Origin of the sequence: Tsukamurella ocularis, assembly GCF_024807615.1 — a bacterium.
Classification (GTDB): Bacteria; Actinomycetota; Actinomycetes; order Mycobacteriales; family Mycobacteriaceae; genus Tsukamurella; species Tsukamurella ocularis.
The window spans coordinates 866,882-883,988 of sequence record NZ_JANUCJ010000003.1 but is presented as its reverse complement, the minus strand read 5'-3'; the positions used below and the strand labels follow the sequence as shown (position 1 = coordinate 883,988).

General features: G+C 70.3%; 17 protein-coding genes. 7 read left to right on the top strand and 10 right to left on the bottom strand.

The window, feature by feature from the left end:
- Window positions 1-4: 4 nt before the first annotated feature.
- Window positions 5-1,222 carry a MacS family sensor histidine kinase gene (macS, locus tag HNP44_RS15715; RefSeq protein WP_259141959.1) on the top strand — a complete coding sequence of 406 codons (1,218 nt, stop codon included), beginning with the start codon at window positions 5-7 and terminating at the stop codon, window positions 1,220-1,222.
- A gap of 26 nt (window positions 1,223-1,248) precedes the next feature.
- Window positions 1,249-1,908 (top strand): response regulator, encoded by a 660-nt coding sequence (locus HNP44_RS15710; protein WP_259141958.1) that lies wholly within the window; start codon window positions 1,249-1,251, stop codon window positions 1,906-1,908.
- A 115-nt stretch (window positions 1,909-2,023) separates the two neighbouring features.
- Here the strand turns inward: HNP44_RS15710 and HNP44_RS15705 are convergent, their stop codons facing one another.
- The 7 genes from HNP44_RS15705 to HNP44_RS15675 form a co-directional block, all read right to left on the bottom strand.
- Window positions 2,024-2,305 carry a hypothetical protein gene (locus tag HNP44_RS15705; RefSeq protein ID WP_259141957.1) on the bottom strand — a complete coding sequence of 94 codons (282 nt, stop codon included), beginning with the start codon at window positions 2,303-2,305 and terminating at the stop codon, window positions 2,024-2,026.
- Window positions 2,306-2,317: 12 nt separating this feature from the next.
- Window positions 2,318-2,623 (bottom strand): GlsB/YeaQ/YmgE family stress response membrane protein, encoded by a 306-nt coding sequence (locus tag HNP44_RS15700; protein WP_259141956.1) that lies wholly within the window; start codon window positions 2,621-2,623, stop codon window positions 2,318-2,320.
- Window positions 2,624-2,885: 262 nt separating this feature from the next.
- Entirely contained in the window at window positions 2,886-3,587 is a 702-nt protein-coding gene (locus tag HNP44_RS15695) for a GAF and ANTAR domain-containing protein (protein WP_259141953.1), read from the bottom strand.
- Window positions 3,588-3,800: 213 nt separating this feature from the next.
- Window positions 3,801-5,255, bottom strand: a complete 1,455-nt coding sequence (locus tag HNP44_RS15690) for an aspartate ammonia-lyase (protein WP_259141950.1) — start codon at window positions 5,253-5,255, stop codon at window positions 3,801-3,803.
- A gap of 47 nt (window positions 5,256-5,302) precedes the next feature.
- A complete protein-coding gene (locus tag HNP44_RS15685) occupies window positions 5,303-5,608 on the bottom strand; it encodes a barstar family protein (RefSeq protein WP_259141949.1) in 306 nt (101 codons plus the stop codon).
- A gap of 2 nt (window positions 5,609-5,610) precedes the next feature.
- Complete coding sequence (locus tag HNP44_RS15680; protein WP_224651943.1) at window positions 5,611-5,991, bottom strand: ribonuclease domain-containing protein; 381 nt, start codon at window positions 5,989-5,991, stop codon at window positions 5,611-5,613.
- A gap of 67 nt (window positions 5,992-6,058) precedes the next feature.
- Window positions 6,059-6,718, bottom strand: coding sequence for a TetR family transcriptional regulator (locus HNP44_RS15675; protein WP_259141948.1), 660 nt, complete (start codon window positions 6,716-6,718; stop codon window positions 6,059-6,061).
- Window positions 6,719-6,859: 141 nt separating this feature from the next.
- Between HNP44_RS15675 and HNP44_RS15670 the strand changes: the two genes are divergently transcribed.
- Genes HNP44_RS15670 through HNP44_RS15660 form a run of 3 tightly spaced genes read left to right on the top strand, consistent with a single transcriptional unit; the run spans window position 6,860 to window position 9,487 of the window.
- Window positions 6,860-7,912, top strand: coding sequence for a flavin reductase family protein (locus HNP44_RS15670; RefSeq protein WP_259141946.1), 1,053 nt, complete (start codon window positions 6,860-6,862; stop codon window positions 7,910-7,912).
- 27 nt (window positions 7,913-7,939) lie between these two features.
- Window positions 7,940-9,112 (top strand): fatty acid desaturase family protein, encoded by a 1,173-nt coding sequence (locus HNP44_RS15665; protein ID WP_374758784.1) that lies wholly within the window; start codon window positions 7,940-7,942, stop codon window positions 9,110-9,112.
- A gap of 24 nt (window positions 9,113-9,136) precedes the next feature.
- Window positions 9,137-9,487, top strand: a complete 351-nt coding sequence (locus HNP44_RS15660) for a hypothetical protein (RefSeq protein WP_259141944.1) — start codon at window positions 9,137-9,139, stop codon at window positions 9,485-9,487.
- A gap of 82 nt (window positions 9,488-9,569) precedes the next feature.
- Here HNP44_RS15660 and HNP44_RS15655 read toward each other — a convergent pair whose 3' ends face one another.
- Genes HNP44_RS15655 through HNP44_RS15645 form a run of 3 tightly spaced genes read right to left on the bottom strand, consistent with a single transcriptional unit; the run spans window position 9,570 to window position 14,509 of the window.
- Window positions 9,570-11,531 carry a primary-amine oxidase gene (locus tag HNP44_RS15655; protein WP_259141942.1) on the bottom strand — a complete coding sequence of 654 codons (1,962 nt, stop codon included), beginning with the start codon at window positions 11,529-11,531 and terminating at the stop codon, window positions 9,570-9,572.
- Entirely contained in the window at window positions 11,528-12,994 is a 1,467-nt protein-coding gene (locus HNP44_RS15650) for an APC family permease (RefSeq protein WP_259141941.1), read from the bottom strand. Before HNP44_RS15650 ends, HNP44_RS15655 begins: the two co-directional genes overlap by 4 nt.
- A 9-nt stretch (window positions 12,995-13,003) precedes the next feature.
- Window positions 13,004-14,509: an aldehyde dehydrogenase family protein gene (locus HNP44_RS15645; RefSeq protein ID WP_259141940.1), complete on the bottom strand. Its 1,506-nt coding sequence runs from the start codon at window positions 14,507-14,509 to the stop codon at window positions 13,004-13,006.
- A gap of 375 nt (window positions 14,510-14,884) precedes the next feature.
- On the opposite strand from HNP44_RS15645, the gene HNP44_RS15640 reads away from it, so the two are divergent.
- Window positions 14,885-16,342: an APC family permease gene (locus HNP44_RS15640; RefSeq protein ID WP_259141939.1), complete on the top strand. Its 1,458-nt coding sequence runs from the start codon at window positions 14,885-14,887 to the stop codon at window positions 16,340-16,342.
- Window positions 16,339-17,088: an IclR family transcriptional regulator gene (locus tag HNP44_RS15635; RefSeq protein ID WP_259141938.1), complete on the top strand. Its 750-nt coding sequence runs from the start codon at window positions 16,339-16,341 to the stop codon at window positions 17,086-17,088. The genes HNP44_RS15640 and HNP44_RS15635 overlap by 4 nt, the downstream gene beginning before the upstream one ends.
- Window positions 17,089-17,107 lie beyond the last annotated feature (19 nt).

Below are 17,107 nucleotides of genomic sequence, written 5' to 3'. Positions count from 1 at the left end.
GCACATGGAAGGCCTCGCATCGCGGCTGCGGCGCGTCGAGTCGGCCGGCGACGCAGCCGGCAGGCACGCGTCCGACGGCGACCCCCGCGCGCCGCTGTGGCGCGGCGCGCAGTGGTTCCGTGCGCTGTCGGTCGTGTATGCGGTGGGCAGGCAGATCGACGAGGCCGACCGGTACCAGCGGATCGGCTGGAGCTGGGTGATGATCGGCGCGGTCGTAGCGGTCAGCCTGATCGCCGGCCTCGGCTATGTGCGCGGCTTCGGTCGCAACCGCGCCTTCGTGACCGGCGAGTTCGTGGCCGCCGCGGTGCTCGCCCTGGGCACCGTCTGGGTGGCCTCGCCCGAGTTCACCGCGAACAACCAGGCGCTTCCCACCACGTTGTGGCTCACCAATCCGGTGGTCTCGGCCGCGATCCTCGGCGGACCCGTCGCGGGTATGGCCGGCGGCGTCGCCATCGCCGTCGTCAACGCGATCTACCGCGGTACGTTCCCCGAGACCATCGTCCGGGATGCCAACTATCCCGTGTTCATGGCGGTCGGCCTGGGGCTCGGCGTCGCCGCTCGCGTCGCGATCCGCTCGCAGGAGCAGCTCCGCGAGGCCGAGCGTGTCGCGGCGGAGGCCAGGGCCCGGGAGCGCCTCGCCCGGGAGGTGCACGACGGGGTGCTGCAGGCCCTTGCCTTCCTCGCCCGACGGTGCGCCGAGCTCGGCGATCCCGGAACGGAGCTGGGTGCGCTCGGAGAGCTGGCCGCGCAGCAGGAGCGGGCGCTGCGGCACCTGATCGCGGAGACGCCGGTGGGCCCGGCCCCGGCCCCCGAAGCGGGCGGCACCGTCGACCTGCGGGACCTGCTGCGGCCGCTCGCGTCGTCGACGGTGACCCTCGCGGAGCCCGGCGGGGCGGTGCTGCTGCCGGCCGGGCCTGCCGCCGAGGTGGCCGCGGCTGTGCGGAACGCGCTCGACAACACCGCGCTGCACGCCGGTCCGGGAGCGCGCTCGTACCTACTGCTCGAGGATCTCGACGACGCCGTGCTGGTCACCGTGCGCGACGACGGCGCCGGAATCGCGCCGGGACGGCTCGATGCCGCGCGGGCGGAGGGCAGACTGGGGGTGTCGGAGTCCATCGTCGGACGGATGCGGGCGCTGGGCGGCCGCGCCGAACTGACGACGGGCGTCGACGAAGGGGCGGAATGGGAGTTGTCGGTGCCACGGTCGATGCCCGAGCAATGACCGCCGGTGATGAGGAGACGAGTGCTGTGACGACCGCGAACGTAGACCCGGCGGGTATTTCCGTGCTGGTGGTGGACGATCACCCGATGTGGCGCGAGGCGGTGGCCCGCGACCTCGAGGCGCGCGGCCTCGTCGTGGCCGGCACCGCCGATTCGGTGGCCGCAGCGGGGCGGATCGCCGGCGCGGTGCAGCCGTCCGTGGTGCTCATGGACATGTCGCTGCCCGACGGGAACGGCGCCGCGGGCACCGCGTTGGTGCTCGAGGCCGCGCCGAAGGCGCAGGTGCTGATCCTCTCCGCCTCCGACGAGCGGGACGATGTGGTCGAGGCCGTGAAGGCCGGCGCGTGCGGTTACCTGGTCAAGAGCGCCTCCGCGGAGGACCTGGTGGCCGCCGTGCACGCCACTGCCGCGGGGCAGCCGGTGTTCACGCCGGGCCTCGCCGGGCTGGTGCTGGGCGAGTTCCGGCGCATGGCGTCGGCGCCCGAGCCCGCAGGTCCCGGGTTGACCGCCCGCGAGACGGAGGTGCTGCGGCTGGTGGCGAAGGGCCTGTCCGCCAAGCAGATCGCCACCCGCCTGCACCTGAGCCATCGCACCGTCGAGAACCACGTGCAGGCCACGCTGCGGAAGCTGCAGCTCGGCAACCGCGTCGAGTTGGCGCGGTACGCATTGGAGAACGGGCTGGATTAGTGGCACCCGGTTCCGGTCCCGGCGGAGCAGATCGGGAGTCCGCGCGGTCGCGCCGGCGAACGGGGTCACCCTCGCCCGCCAGCGGCCCGGCCCCGTGCTCGCCGGGCGCGGTCGATCAGGAGATCGGGACCTCCTTGATCTTGGTGTCCTCCTTGCCCGCGGTCTTGCAGTAGGCGATCGCCTCCGCTCGCAGTGCGGTCGCCGCACCCGCTGCCGGCTCCTCGCCGTGCTTGTCCTTGTACATCTTCTGGACCTGCTCGGTCTGGTCGGCCTCGGACATCGCGACGAAGTCCTTACACGTGGTGTCGGCGCCGGCTTTCGTGCATCCGCCCAGCGCCAGTGCCGCTGCGAGAGCGGCGATCACTGCCACGGAACGGGTCGATTCCAGTCGTCTCATCGTCGCTACCCCTTATCCCCGTCGTCCGGTGACCAGGCCCACGACGAACAGCAGAACGCACGACCCCGCGAGCGCGGTGAGCAGAGTGAGGATCCATCCGGCACCGGCTGTGGAAACGCCGAGGAACCTGAGGATGATCCCGCCGACGACGCCGCCGACGATGCCCACCACGATGTTGAGGAACAGTCCTTGCTGCGCATCAGTTCCCATGATCTTGCTCGCGAGCCACCCCGCGATGCCACCGATGATGATCCAGGCGATCCAGCCTATGCCGTCGAATCCCAGGTTCGCCTCGATCACCGTTGTCGAGAGCTGCATTGTCTCCTCCTTCTGTGCGGAAACCTCGTGGGGCCACTCGCTGGGAGGACGCGCAGAGACCGGCGGTCCGTGATGCTCTGCGGGACAAGCCGACGGCGCGCGTCCACACCGAGGGCGTCAACGACGCCGATCGGTTGAGCGGCCGCACCGTGGTCTCAATGCGAATGCACGCGAAGCGATCATCGCTTCGGTACGGCGGAAGACTAGCACGGATGCCGTACCGGGAGAGGCGTTCCCGCAGGCGGTGCAGGACTCGGTGGGATCACCTGGGATCGCGGCTCGCGGACCCCTTCTCGACCACGCGTTCTGCGATCGTCGCCAGGGGAACGTTGCTGTCGCTGGATACGCGGGCCAGAAGTTCGAAGGCGCGCACGGCGTCTACGTCGAATCGCTCCATGAGCATTCCCTTGGCCTGCCCGATGATGTCTCGGCTGGCCAGAGCGGAGCGGAATTGCAAAGCGCGATCGTTGGCGATGAGGGCCGTCGCGGCTTGTGTCGCCAACATCCCGCCGACGGTCTCGGATTCGTCGCCGAAGCCATCGACCTTCTCGGAGAACAGGTTCAACGCGCCGACCCGGGAATCGAAGGTGAACAGCCGGAACGAGAGCATGCTGAGGATTCCCGCTTCCACCGCGGCGGGCGCGAATTCAGGCCAGCGGTCGTCGCTGCGGAGGTCGGGTGCGCGGGTGGCGGGGTTGGTGGTCGCCGCGTCCCAGCAGGGGCCCTGCTGGAACCGGTGCTGGAGTGCGTCGAGCTTTTCAGTCAGTGCTGAGGTCGGCGCGAGGGAACCGTACTTCTCCGGCCCTTCGACGATCAGGATCGAGGCGCCCGCCACGTGCGGAATCAACTCGACACAGGCGCCCGTGACGCTCTCGAGTGTGCTGTCGAGAGAATTCGTCTGCGCGATGTTGCGGGACATCTCCGCCATCGTCGCCAGCAGGTTGTCGAAACCCTCGTCAGTCATGCTCGTCCTCCGGTACCGGCGATGTTCGGTGTACCGCGAGAAAAGTAGCACGATCGTCCGGGCTCGCCGCGCAGCCGACGATGCCGGCTCGAGTACCTCTCCGTGACCTCGGAGCCGCTCGACCCCGCCGGCGCGCGATCGTGACCTTCGGCCCGAGGCCCGCCTGGATGCTCTGGTGCGGAGCCGTATTCGGGTGCTTCTCCGGCCGGCGGACTACTCGCCACGTCCTGCCGCCGGCGCGTCGTCGCCCGGCTGCAGGGCGTGGGGCGGATGCCCGGTGAGGTACTCGGGGCTCAGGAGTGAGGCGAGCACATCCTCGTCGAGCAGGGCGCGTTCGCGCACGATCTCGACGACGCCCCGCCCGGACTCGAGCGCCTCGGCGGCGACGGACGTCGCTGCGGCGTAGCCGATGGTGGGGCTCAGCGCAGTGACGACGCCGATGGATTCGGCGACCATCTGCTCCAGCCGTTCCCGGTTCGCGGTGATTCCGGAGACGCAGCGCTCGCCGAGTACGCGGGCCCCGCGGGTGAGGTGTGCGATGGACTCGACCAACGAGCGCGCGATGATCGGTTCGAAGGCGTTGAGCTGCAGCTGCCCGCCCTCGGCGGCCATGGTGATGGTGACGTCGTGGCCGATCACCTCGTAGGCGATCTGGTTCACCACCTCGGGGATGACGGGGTTGACCTTGCCCGGCATGATCGACGACCCGGCCTGGACCGCGGGCAGATGGATCTCCGCGAGGCCGGCGCGCGGGCCCGAGGACAGCAGCCGCAGGTCGTTGCAGGTCTTCGACAGCTTCACCGCGATCCGCTTGAGCACCCCGGAGAGCTGGACGAAGACGCCGACGTCGGCGGTCGCCTCGATGAGGTCGGTCGCGCCGACCAGCTCGTGGATGCCCGTGACCTCGCGCAGTTGCTCGATGACCTTGCGGCGGTATCCGGGGTGGGCGTTGAGGGCGGTGCCGATCGCGGTGCCGCCGATGTTGAGCTCGTGCAGCAGGCGCGTCGCCTCCTGCAGCCGCACGATGTCCTCGCCGAGCGTCGTGGCGAAGGCGCCGAACTCCTGCCCGAGCGTCATCGGCACGGCGTCCTGCAGCTGGGTGCGGCCCATCTTGAGGATGCCCGCGAACTCGTCGGACTTCGCGGCGAAGGTGCCCCGTAGCTCCGTCAGCGCCTCGGCCAGCTCGGCGAGCTGGGTGATGAGGGCGATCTTGATCGCGGTCGGGTAGACGTCGTTGGTGCTCTGGCCCAGATTCACGTGGTCGAGCGGGTGCAGCGCGGCGTAGTCGCCCTTGGGTCGGTCCAGGTGTTCCAGCGCGGCGTTGGCGATCACCTCGTTGGCGTTCATGTTCGTCGACGTGCCGGCGCCGCCCGCGATGGTGTCGACCACGAACCACTCGTGCAGCCCGCCGCCGCGGATCCGCTCGCAGGCCGCGACGATCGCCGCTGACCGCTCCTCGTCGAGCAGCCCCAGCTGCCGATTCGCCGACGCCGCGGCCTGTTTCACGGAGGCCAAGGCGTTCACGAGGTGCGTGTGGATCGCGATGGGTACGCCCGTGATCGGGAAGTTCAGGAGCGCCCGGGCGGTGTGGGCGCCGTAGTAGGCGTCGGCGGGGACGTCGATGTCGCCGAGCAGGTCGTGCTCGCTGCGCGTCTGAGGGGTGGTCATCCCGCAATCGTTGCGCACTGCCGCCGTTGGCTGGGCGATTCGGCGGATCAGCTTGTGCGCCCGGCCCGTCCGGAGTCCGCTTCCGCGGCGAACGGGACACCTGACGTGGCGAAGACGTCCAGCACCTCGGCGTAGAACTTCGCGCCGAGCGCGGCGCGGACCTCGTCGGCGTGCGTGAGGCGGAACCTGAAGGGCTCGTCCTCGGGGGTGCCGAAGCCGCCGCGCAGGCAGTCGACGAGGGCGTCGAGGTTGCTCCCGAAGTAGCCGTCGGGGCCGTTCACTGCCCGGCCGAGCTCGGTGTAGAAGTCGGCCGTCCTGGTCACTCGGCTGCCGTCCACGGTGTAGGTCTTCACGATCAGGCTCCCGTCACGATGCAGAACGAGGCGTAGTGGTCGCCCGTGTAGTACCAATTGGGCGGGGACGTGAGCGGAGTTCCGCCGGTGACGATCCGCCGCGCTCCCCGTGTCGACGAGCCGGGCGTCGGCACTGTGTACTCGTGGTAGTACCCCGAGGCCTGCGCGGGCAGGATGCCCTCGCGGTTCTGGAAGACCACCCCGTCGTTCTTGGGATACGGGAAGGGCCCGCCCTGGTGGATCAGGTTCGCGGTGTCGGTCGCCTGCGCGGGCAGAGACGACAACGCGCAGGTGGGCAGGGCGGCGGAGGCGGGGGAGACGGTCGCGACGGTGACGCCGAGCGCCACGACGACCGATCCGGCGAGGCGGGTTGCGGTACGCATGCGAAGAAAGTTAGCCGAAGTAGATGATCGCGCGGTTGCGGTCGCGTGAACATCCTCGGGCGTGCGACTAGTGCTCGCGCGGGGCGTAGGTCGCCAACCCCAGGGCCACAACGGTGAGCTGTCGGGTGGTGCGGTCGATGAGCTCGTCCTCGTCGCGGGTGTTGCGGGCGTCGATGCGCACCAGCTCGGCGACGAAACCCAGCATGATCGTGACGTAGAGGTCGGCGATCATGTCCAAGTCTTCGACGTTCCACTCGTTGAGCGCGGGGATCCGCGACAGGTCATGCGTGAGCTCCTTGGCGAACAGCCGCAACTCCACGTCGATCGCCCGCTGCAGCTCGGGGGAGCCGCCGTAGCGCTCGCGCACCAGGAACTGGAACTCCGCGTCGTTGGTGCGGGCCTGCTTGGCGACGACGCGGATCGCCTCCGCGCCGCTGGGCGCCACGCCCTCCCGCCGGCCCTCGCGAAGCATGCGGCGCAGCACGCGCATCGCGTCCTCGACGAGAGTGACGCCGAGATCGTCCATCGAGGCGAAGTGGCGGTAGAACGCGGTGGGCACCACGCCGGCCGCCTTGGCGACCTCGCGTAGCGACAGGCTCGCGAACGAGCGTTCACCGGCCAGGGCCAGTGCCTCGTCGAGCAGGGTCTGTCGCGTGCGCTCCTTGGCCTCCGCCCGCGACGGCCCCGGGGTGTGCCGTTCGACGGCGCGCGGGGTCGGTCTGGGCATGGGTGTCAGTCTATCGCCCCTGCGTCGGGGCGGTGCGGGGGAGGCTGTGGCCGAGGTCACGGAACAACTCCTTGACGGGGAGGCGGCGACTGCGTGCATACTGTGAGTGTACAAGCGTGCACTGAACGGAGAAACACAGCCATGAGCCGCTTCACTCGATTCGCCGGATCCGTCATCGAGGCGGTGTTGACCCCCCACGCGGTGGACCGCTACCTCGAGCTCGTCGACCCGATGGTCACCTGGACCGACATCCGTGGCCGCGTCACCGCCGTCAGCCGGCGCAGCGACCGCACCGTGACCTTCAGTGTGACGCCCACCCGCCAGTTCGAGGGCTTCCAGGCAGGCCAGTTCATCCAGGTCAGCGTCGTGATCGACGGCGTCCGGCAGACTCGCTGCTTCTCCCCCGCCGGCTCGCAGCACCAGGGCGGCGATCTCGAGTTCACCGTGACCGCGGACGCCGACGGCCATGTCAGCAAGCACCTCCGCGAGAACCTCGCGGTCGGGGACGTGCTGGGGCTCACCCCGGCCGCCGGCACCTTCACCCTGCCCGGAACCCCCGGCGACCGCCCCGGGCGGATCCGCCTCATCAGTGGCGGCAGCGGCATCACACCCGTACTCTCGATCGTGCGCACGCTCGTGGACGAGGAGCACGACGGGGCGATCGACGTCCTGCACTTCTGCCGCGACTCCGCCGATAACCCGTACCGCGAGGAGCTCGACCGCCTCGCCCGCCGGCAGAACGTCTCGGTGACCTACGTGTACACCCGCGCCGGCGGCCGCCACCTCGGCCCCGAGCACCTCGAGGACCTCGGCGACATCGGCTTCGCCTGCGGGCCGGCGGCGCTCCTCGAGACCGCGAAACAGCTGTACACCGACGCTGGCGTCGAACTCCGCGTCGAGGAGTTCACCCCGCCCGTGGTGGCGGCGCCATCGGGCGAGGCGACCGGCACCCTGCGCTTCGTCGACGCCGGAACCGAGGTCGACAACGACGGCCGCAGCATCCTCGATCAGGCCGAGGCCTCCGGCCTGTTCCCCGAAAGCGGCTGCCGAATGGGCATCTGCTTCTCCTGCACCGCGGTCCGCAAGACGGGTTGCACCACGAACATCCTCACGGGCGAGACGAACGACGAGCCCGACCAGCACATTCAGCTCTGCATCAGCGCGCCTGTCGGCGACGTCGAGATCGCGCTGTAGCCCACCATCTTCGAAGGGGAGTCCATCATGACCGAGCACATCACCCTCACCGCCGAGCAGGTCGAGGCCATCGGCGAACGCTTCGACGCCATCCGCACCCGCGTCGTGAACGACCTGGGTGCCAAGGACCGCGAGTACATCTACAAGATCGTGCGCGCGCAGCGCGGCTTCGAGATCGCGGGCCGCGCCATGATGTACCTGCCTCCGCTGTGGCCGCTGGCCGTGGGCTCCCTGGGCGTGTCGAAGATCCTCGACAACATGGAGATCGGCCACAACGTGATGCATGGCCAGTACGACTGGATGCGCGAGCCGGGCCTGAACTCCCGCGAGTTCGAGTGGGACACCGTGTGCCCCGCCGATCAGTGGAAGCACAGCCACAACTACCTGCACCACACGTTCACCAACGTCCTCGACATGGACCGCGACATCGGCTACGGCATCCTGCGCATGGCCCCCGAACAGAAGTGGAACCCCTACTACCTGGGCAACCTCGCTTACGCGAGCGCGCTCATGGTGTTCTTCCAGTGGGGTGTCATGCTGCACGACCTCGAGGCCGAACGGATCGTCAAGGGCGAGCGCAAGTGGGGCGACATCAAGGAGCTCGTCGCCGGGATGCGGAAGAAGGCCGGCAAGCAGGTCCTCAAGGACTACGTCATCTTCCCGGCGCTCACCGGCCCGCTGTTCCCGCTGACCTTCCTGGGCAACATGTCCGCGAACCTGATCCGCAATCTGTGGACCTTCTCCATCATCTTCTGCGGTCACTTCCCGTCGGGAGTGCAGACCTTCACCAAGGAGGAGACGGCCGACGAGACGCGCGGTGAGTGGTACGTCCGGCAGATGCTGGGCTCCGCGAACATCGACGGCGGCCGCCTGTTCCACATCATGAGCGGCAACCTGAGCTTCCAGATCGAGCACCACCTGTTCCCCGACATCCCCGCCAACCGCTACCCGGAGATCGCCGCCGAGGTCCGCGCGACGTGCGAGGAGTTCGGCCTGCCCTACAACACCGGCTCGCTCCGCGGCCAGCTCGGCTCGACGTGGAAGAAGATCGCGAAGCTCTCGCTGCCGAACCGCTGGACGAAGCAGGAGCCGGACCTGGCCGTGACCATCGAGCGCGCCCGGCACGCGGACGCCGCGTCGAAGGCCCTCGCCAAGGCGGGCTGGCAGCGCGCGGCAGAGCGTGAGATGGTGTCGGTCTAGGCCGGACTGCAGGAGGGCGCGGACGTGGGCAAGCTGGAGCGGCGCAAGGACGCGGCGCAGGAGGCTGTCGAGTCGACGGCCATCCGCGTCGGCCGGATCGCGACGATCATCACCACCGCCGTCGCCGACGTCGCACGAGAGATCGGCGACGCCGTGAGCGACGCCCTCGAGATGCGGCAAGCGGCCAAGGCCGCCGTCGCCGACGAGGCCCGACAGGCCTCGGCGGCTCCGCCCGACGGGTCCGCCGCACACGCAGCGCGGTCCGCGAGCGCAGGACCGACGGCTCCGGTCGCGACCGCGGAGCCGCCCACCCTCACCGAGCCGGTGGCGGGGCAGCCCTCGGGCGACGACCCGGCATCGCCCGACGGGAACTGACGCGCACCATCGAGAAAGCGCCGAATCCGGCCCCATGAGTCCGCTCCGCGGCTCGTAGGGCCGGATTCGCCTGTTCTCGCGATCAATCGCCGCTGCAGCAGTGCGACTTCTTCGGCCCCGACGGCACGTCGAGTGCGGGGTTGCGGTCGAAGAAGCCGACCGGCTTGAGCTTGAAACCGGCGTAGTCCACCGGCATCACGGGCCAGTCTTCGGGCCGCGGGAAGTGGGTCAGCCCGAAGGTGTGCCAGAGGACCACGTCCTCGCCCTCGAGCGGCCGGTTCCCCGCGATGTACGACGGCAGGCCCGCATCGCCGGGGTTCTGGTTCACGTAATCGCCGGACGGGTAGCGCTGCGCCTCGTCGTAGCGGGTCACCCACAGGTGCTTGGTCGCGAAGGCCGCGCGCGCCGCGATCGAGCTCGACGGGTCCGCCAGCAGCGCCGGCTGCCCCTCGGGGTGGAGCGCGTAGCCCACCTCCTGGCCCAGGTAGTTCTTCTTGTTCGGGTTCGTCACGTGCCACACGCGGGCTTTGAGATTGTCCGCGAGGCGGGCGCCCGCGGCCTCGGTGGCGAGCACCGTCTTCTGCTGCCGGAAGGCGTTGCCCCACGGGTTCTCCGGCCCCATCGGCACGCGTACGGCATCCACCTCGGTCACCGTGTTGGTGGTGCCGTCCACAGCCATGTCGAGGCGGGCGGAGAACATGTGCTGGTGGAAGGGGGCACCTAGGCCCGGCGCCATCTCGGTGGAGAAGCCCTCGGGGCCGCGATACGCGGAGCTGAAGACGATGCCCGTGGCCTTGGCCTCCAGCTCGATGGTGCCGTCCAGGTACAGGTACCAGTAGAAGCCGTAGTCGTAGTTGCCGATGGTGAGGAAGAAGGAGATCACGAGGCGCCGCGAACGCCGGGTCTCGGCCATGCCGTTGAACATGTCAGTGTGCTTCCACAGCACGCCAAAGTCCTCCTCGTGCATGCAGATCGCGTTCTTCATCACGCGCGGCTCGCCCTGTTCGTCGGCGATGACGGCGTCGAAGTACTGGATCTCCCCCAGGCAGTCGCAACCCAGCTCCAGCGCGTTGGTGTACCGGCCGAACAGGTACTCGCCCTGGTCGAAGTAGTTCTGCCAGTAGCGCACCGGCGACGGGTCGGCATAGGGGACCACCATCTCGGCGATCGATGCGCGGTACACGACGGGCCGTTCCACGCCGCCGTCGGCGACCGAGATCGTGTGCAGGGTCAGGCCCTCGCGGACGTCGAATCCGAACCGGAACTTCCAATCGGCCCAGGTGATCTCGTTGCCGTCGATGCGGTAGCTCGGGCCCTCGGGTTGGGTGATCTCGATCGGCTTGAGATCGGTGCGGGGCGTCGGCGTGCCGTGCGGGGCCGCGTTCCACTCGCCGCGGTCGGCGGGCACGGGCAGCTCGATCTCGTCGATCACCTTCGTCACCCGGCCCTCGGTGAGGTCGACGTAGGCGACCACGCCGTCGATGGGGTGCGCCCAGGGCAGGTCGGCACCGTCGTCCTGGTGGAAGGCGAGCACCCGGCACAGCCGGTGGCCCACCTCGTCCTCGTGGCCGAAGACGCCGGCCGAGAGGGGGACCGCGCGGACCTTGGCGGGCTCGATGCCGCGCTTGCTCATCGCGGCGAGCCAGTCCGCGCTGTCGAGGAGGTACTTCTCGATGTCCTCGAACTCCTCGTCGATGATCGGGACCTGTCCCTGCGTGCGGGAATCCAGCTGCGTCGAGCCGACGACGGTGCGTCCGGTGATGGAGACGACGTGGTCCGAGCCGGCGCCGGTGGCCCGGTCGAGCAGCATCACCCGGGCGCGGCGCTCGATCGGATCGCCGGGGGTGAAGGACAGGACCACCTGCTTGTGCGGCTCCTCCAGACCGACGTAGACGAACCGGACGGCGTCGCCGAGGAGCCCGGCCGCGCCGAGGACCTGCTTGGCGGTGCGGATCTCGTGCGCCTGCAACGGGACCAGGGGGTGCGTGACCGGGATCGCGGCCGTCGATACGCCGGTGTCCGCGGGGTCGAGTGTGGTGCTCATCGTGCGATCTCCTTCTCGGGTTCTTCAGGGGTGGTTGCTGTTCCGCCGGATGGCGGGGAGGGGCGGGGACGGGCCGCTGCGGGACGCAGCAGCGCCAGGGCGACGCCGCCGAGGAAGACGGCCGCCAGAAGCGCGCCCACGACGACGGCGAGGGGACGCGAGCCGCCCACCAGGAGCGGCATGTTGGCCACGGTCATGGCCAGCAGCACCGTCAGTCCCGCGAGGCCGAGGACGGGCGCGATCCGGGTGTTCCAGCGGCGGGAATCGGATCCGTCCCGCCGGAAGTAGACGAGCACGGCCACCGACGTGAGCGTCATCAGCGCCACGACGCCGACCGAGGCGATCCCGGCGAACCAGGCGAAGACCTCGGTCACCGGATCGAGGCCCGCCGCCGCGGAGACCATGACCAGGACCAGCGCCGACACCGTCTGCACCACCGACGCGACGTAGGGCGAGGAGTGCCGCACGTGCGAGCGGCCGCACCGCGCCGGTAGCGCGGCGCTGTTGCCGAGCGAGAAGATGTACCGGGCCAGCACGTTGTGGAAGGACAGCAGCGCGGCGAACAGGCTGGTGATGAGGAGCACCTCGACGAGGTCGCCGGCCGTCGCGCCGAGGTACCGCACGGCCGTGTCCACCACCATGCCCTCGGGGTTCGCCCCGGCGAGCGCGACGGCACCGTCGTCGCCCCAGGCGGTCACGACCGACCAACTGGAGAGGGCGTAGAAGCCGCCGATCACCAGCAGCGCCAGGTAGGTCGCGCGGGGGATGGTGCGCTCGGGGTCGCGCGCCTCGTCGCGGAAGACCGCCGTCGCCTCGAAGCCGATGTACCCGGCGACGGCGAAGATCAGCGCGACACCGGGGGCGCCGGAGAGGAACTCGGCCGGACGGAGGGCCGCCGTCGACGGCCCGGACGCGCCGCCGGTGACCAGCACCGCCGCGTCGATCGCGAGCACGATCCCGACCTCGCAGATCAGCAGGACGCCGAGCACCTTGCCGGACAGGTCGATGTGCCGGTAGCCGAGGAGGCCGACCACGGCCATCATCGCGAGCGACCACACGTACCAGGGCACCGACGGTCCGCCGTGGCCCGCGACGAAGGTGTCGATCGCCGCCCCGATGTAGCCGTACACGGCGCCCTGCACCGCGCTGTACGTGAGCAGCGCGAGGAAGGCGGCGCCGAGGCCGACGTGCCGTCCCAGCCCGTGTGTGATGTACGTGTAGAAGGCGCCCGCGCCGGGCACCCGCCGCGACATCGCGGTGAAGCCTACGGCGAAGAACAGCAGGATCACCGTGCACACGACGTAGGACGCGGGATAGGCGGCGCCGTTGCCGGCGGAGATGCCCAGGGGCACCGTCCCGGCGATCACGGTCAGCGGCGCGGCGGCCGCGACGACCATGAAGACGATGGCACCGGGCCCCAGCCCGCCGGAGAGGCGGTGCGGGGCGGCGGAGGAGGTGGACATGGCGGATCCCTACAGAGCGATGTTGACGGACTTGCCCTGCGTGTATTCCGCGATCGCGCCCTCGCCGAGCTCGCGGCCCCATCCGGACTGCTTGTAACCGCCGAAGGGCAGCGCGGTGTCGAAGGCGTTGTGGCAGTTAATCCAGACGGTGCCGGCCTTGATCTGCGAGGCGATCGTGTGCGCCTTCGAGACGTCGCGGGTCCAGACGCTCGCTGCCAGACCGTACGGGGTGTCGTTCGCCGCGGCGCGGACGCCCGCGGCGGGATCGAAGGGCACGGCCACGGCGACCGGTCCGAAGATCTCCTCCTGGTACACGCTGAAGTCTCTCGTCACGTCCACCAGCAGGGTGGGCTCGACGTAGAAGCCGCTGTCCCCGTGCCGCTTCCCGCCCGAGAGGGCGCGGGCGCCGTCGGCGATCCCGGCGTCGATGTAGCCCGTGACCTTGGACAGCTGCTCCTGCGAGATGAGCGGGCCGATGTCGTTCGACGGATCGAGGCCCGGCCCGATCTTCTGCGACGCCGCGAACTCCGCAAGACCGGCGGTGAAGTCGTCGAAGACGGCGTCCTCGACGAGGATACGGGTGCCGGCGGTGCACGCCTGGCCGTGGTTGAACAGGAAGCCGCTGGCGACGCCGGGGATCGCGGCCTCGAGGTCGGCGTCGGCGAAGATCACCTGCGGGCTCTTGCCGCCCAGCTCGAGCGAGACCTTCTTCAGGTTGCCCGCTGCGGCGTGCACGATCTTCTTGCCGACCTCGGTGGAGCCGGTGAAGGCCACCTTGTCGACGTCCTCGTGCTCGGCGAGGGAGGCGCCGACATCGCCGAAGCCGGTGATCAGGTTGAAGACGCCGGCCGGCACTCCGGCCTCCGCGAGCACCTCGGCGAGCAGGATCGCGGTCAGCGGGGTCTGCTCCGCGGGCTTGAGGATCGTGGTGTTCCCGCAGGCCAGCGCCGGCGCGACCTTGAACGCGGCCATCACCAGCGGAAAGTTCCAGGGGATGATCTGCGCGCAGACCCCCACGGCCTCGCGCTGCGTGAAGGCGTGGAAACGGGCCCCGGGTGCCCACGGCACAGACACCGGGATCGTGCGGCCCTCGATCTTCGTGGCCCAGCCGGCGTAGTAGTAGAAGATCTCGGCCGCCCAGGTGACGTCGACGGCCTGCGCCACCGCCACCGACTTGCCGTTGTCGAGCGACTCGAGCTGGGCGAACTGCTCCGCCCGGGCCGCGATGCCCTCGCCGATCCGCCAGATGATCTGCTGCCGCTCGGCCGGCGTGATCCCGCGCCACGGGCCGTCCTCGAAGGCGCGACGGGCCGCCCTGACGGCCCGCTCCACGTCCTCCGGCCCGGCGTGCGGCACCGTCGTGAGCACCTGCCCGGTGGCCGGGTCGACGGTCTCGAAGACCCGCCCCGAGGCGGCGTCGGTCCACGCCCCGTCGATGAACATCTGCTTCGACCGGGCGAGGAAGTCGATGACCTCGGGGGCCAGTCCGGTGGGAAGTTGCACGGCAGCGGTCATGGTGGATCCTCTCGGGATACGAAGAACGAAAGATGGTGCAGGGCAGGCGCTGTGGCCTCACTTGTCGCTCCTTCGCGACCTCGCACTGGAACCCACCATAGGCACGGAATGTGGCGCGTGTCACTCGTTTTCGCGGGTGGGAATCCGACTGCGGCGCATTCTCATTCGAACCGGAACGACGCGGCGGGGCGATTCTCATTCGAGTCGCGCGCATCGGGCCACGTCACGCCGGTCCGGGTGGTCCGGCGGCGCGCCGGACGCGGACGAAGGGCCGCCGGATTCTCATTCGAGACCCGAAGAAGTTCATCGGGATTCGACGCGGGAGCGTCTCCCGTCGGTTAGCGTGCACGCAGGATTCTGGAGAGCAGGTGTGACGTGGCGGAGTCGTCGGGGATCAGAGCGAGGTCGCCCGTGGTGGGCCTGCCCCGCGGCTGCCTCTCGCAGCTCCAGGTGCTCGCGCAGTCCGTCTCCGCAGTCGCCCCGTCGGCGGTCATGGTGACTCTGCCCGCCCTGGTGATGGCGGAGGTCGGCCGTGGGGTCATCGTGGTCTTCGTCGTCGCGACCCTCCTCATCGCCGCGGTCGGCTACTGCGTCCGCCAGTTCGCCACGCGCATGGCCGCAGTGAGCGGGCTCTACAGCTACACCGTCAAGGGACTGGGGCCGCCGACCGGCTTCGCCGCCGGATGGTCGCTGCTCGTCGGCTACGGGGCCGCGGCGATGGCGAGTCTCATCGGGGCAGGGAGCTACCTCGCCGCCCTCCTCGGCCGGGCCGGGGTGCCGCAGGGGATGCCCGCCACCGTCGCGCTGGCCGCCGCGGCCGGCGCCGTAGCGCTGCTGCTGATGCTGCGCGGGGTGCAACTCTCGGCCCGCATCATGCTCGCGATCGAGGTCTTCGCCATCCTTGCGGCCTCCGCGGTGCTCGTCGTGGCGTTCGTCGCCGGCGGCGGGGCGGCGGCCGGAGCCGCGCCGAGCGCACCGTCGGGCACGCCGGGCGCGGCGGGCTTCGCCGTGCTCCTCGCGATCACGGCCTTCGTCGGCTTCGAGAGCGCCGGCACCGTTGCACGCGAGGCCCGGCACCCACTCGTCACGGTCACCCGGGCGATCCGATGGACTCCGATCGTGGTCGGGGTGCTGTACCTGTTCGCCGCGGCGTTGCAGCTGCCCGACTCCGCCCGCCTGGGCACGGACTCACTGCGGATCGTGTTGACCCTCCCGGATCGGATCGGCGGCGGATCGTCGGTCCTCGCGGCGCTGATGGAGGCGGGGATCGCCGCCTCCTGGTTCGCCTGCGTCCTGGGCTCCGTCACTGCGCTCTCACGCACCCTCTTCGCGATGGGACGGGAGGGGGTCCTCCCCGTGGTGGGCCGCACGCACCGCCGGTTCGGGACCCCGTCCGCGGCGTTGCTGGTGACGATGCCGCTCGTCGTCGCTGTGCCCCTGGCGTGCCTGCTGGTGAGTGGGTCGAGCCGGGCGACACTCGTCGGCCTGCTCGCGGTCTCCGCGCACGGCTACATCGTGGCCTACGTGTTGGTGTGCGCCGCGACGCCGGCCTTCCTGCGGCGGATCGGCGAGTCGACCCTCTGGACCTCCGCGATCGGGTGCGCGACGGCCGCGTGCCTCGTCGGGCTGATCGTAGGGGTCGGCGTCACGTCCTGGGGCAGAGCGGAGGGCACCCCGACGATCGTGTATCTCGCGATCATGGCTCTCGGCGTCGCCGTCTACGTCGTCCGGATCCGGCCCCGCCCCGCGGTCGCGCAGCGGATCGGGGTGTACGACGAGACCACCGAGGCAGACCTGTTCCGTCCCGCCCCACCCTGGGCGGTGCGGCGATGACCGCCCGCGAGAGCGCGCTGTCCGGACGGCAGCCGAAGGCCGTCATCAGCGCGCTGCGTGTGCTCGAGGAGGTCGCGCGCGGTGGTGCCGGCATTACCGCTAAGGAGATCGCGGCCCGGCTGGCGATGCCGTCGGCCACCACCTACCGGCTGCTGACCATCCTGGCCGGCGAGGGCTACATCGTCCGCGTCCCGGACCTGTCGGGGTTCGCGCTCGGGCGCAGGATCGGCGACATCCTGGACGTCGCGGTCGCCCCGTCGGTGTGCGAGGCGGCGCGCGACGTGCTCGCCGAGGCGCGCCTGTCCGTGCGGTTCGGTGTTCATCTGTTCTACGTCACGGGTAGCGGCGTCCGCGCCGCTGATCTCGATCCCGAATACCCGCCGCAGGAGTCCGAGCGCTTCCTCAACGACCACCTGCACGCCTGCGCCGTCGGGAAGCTGCTGCTCGCCGAGTGGGACGGGCTCCCGGAGGAGCGGCCCGTGCTGCGCGCGCTGACGAGCAGGACGCCAGTCGACGCCGCCCTGCTGCGGCGGGAGCTCGGCGGCGTCCGGACCAGCGGATACGCCTCCCAGGTGGGGGAGATGCGGGAGGACACCGCCTGCGTCGCGGTGCCGGTCCGGTCGCGTGACGGTGCCCTCGTGGCGGCGCTCGCCCTGTCCGGGCAGGCGGAACACGCCCCGGTGATGGTCAAGCAGGTCGAACCACTGCGAGCCCACGCGGAACGGCTGGCGCCGCTGCTGTCCTGATGCTCGGGGCCAGGTCTCG

Excerpts from the sequence above, each read along its gene's own strand:
- HNP44_RS15690 (WP_259141950.1), bottom strand. The coding sequence starts at position 5,255 with ATGACCACCCCTCAGACGCGCAGCGAGCACGACCTGCTCGGCGACATC.
- HNP44_RS15695 (WP_259141953.1), bottom strand. The coding sequence starts at position 3,587 with ATGACTGACGAGGGTTTCGACAACCTGCTGGCGACGATGGCGGAGATG.
- HNP44_RS15645 (WP_259141940.1), bottom strand. The coding sequence starts at position 14,509 with ATGACCGCTGCCGTGCAACTTCCCACCGGACTGGCCCCCGAGGTCATC.
- HNP44_RS15635 (WP_259141938.1), top strand. The coding sequence starts at position 16,339 with ATGACCGCCCGCGAGAGCGCGCTGTCCGGACGGCAGCCGAAGGCCGTC.
- HNP44_RS15700 (WP_259141956.1), bottom strand. The coding sequence starts at position 2,623 with ATGCAGCTCTCGACAACGGTGATCGAGGCGAACCTGGGATTCGACGGC.
- HNP44_RS15665 (WP_374758784.1), top strand. The coding sequence starts at position 7,940 with ATGACCGAGCACATCACCCTCACCGCCGAGCAGGTCGAGGCCATCGGC.
- HNP44_RS15675 (WP_259141948.1), bottom strand. The coding sequence starts at position 6,718 with ATGCCCAGACCGACCCCGCGCGCCGTCGAACGGCACACCCCGGGGCCG.
- HNP44_RS15670 (WP_259141946.1), top strand. The coding sequence starts at position 6,860 with ATGAGCCGCTTCACTCGATTCGCCGGATCCGTCATCGAGGCGGTGTTG.
- HNP44_RS15680 (WP_224651943.1), bottom strand. The coding sequence starts at position 5,991 with ATGCGTACCGCAACCCGCCTCGCCGGATCGGTCGTCGTGGCGCTCGGC.
- HNP44_RS15655 (WP_259141942.1), bottom strand. The coding sequence starts at position 11,531 with ATGAGCACCACACTCGACCCCGCGGACACCGGCGTATCGACGGCCGCG.
- HNP44_RS15650 (WP_259141941.1), bottom strand. The coding sequence starts at position 12,994 with ATGTCCACCTCCTCCGCCGCCCCGCACCGCCTCTCCGGCGGGCTGGGG.
- HNP44_RS15705 (WP_259141957.1), bottom strand. The coding sequence starts at position 2,305 with ATGAGACGACTGGAATCGACCCGTTCCGTGGCAGTGATCGCCGCTCTC.
- macS (WP_259141959.1), top strand. The coding sequence starts at position 5 with ATGGAAGGCCTCGCATCGCGGCTGCGGCGCGTCGAGTCGGCCGGCGAC.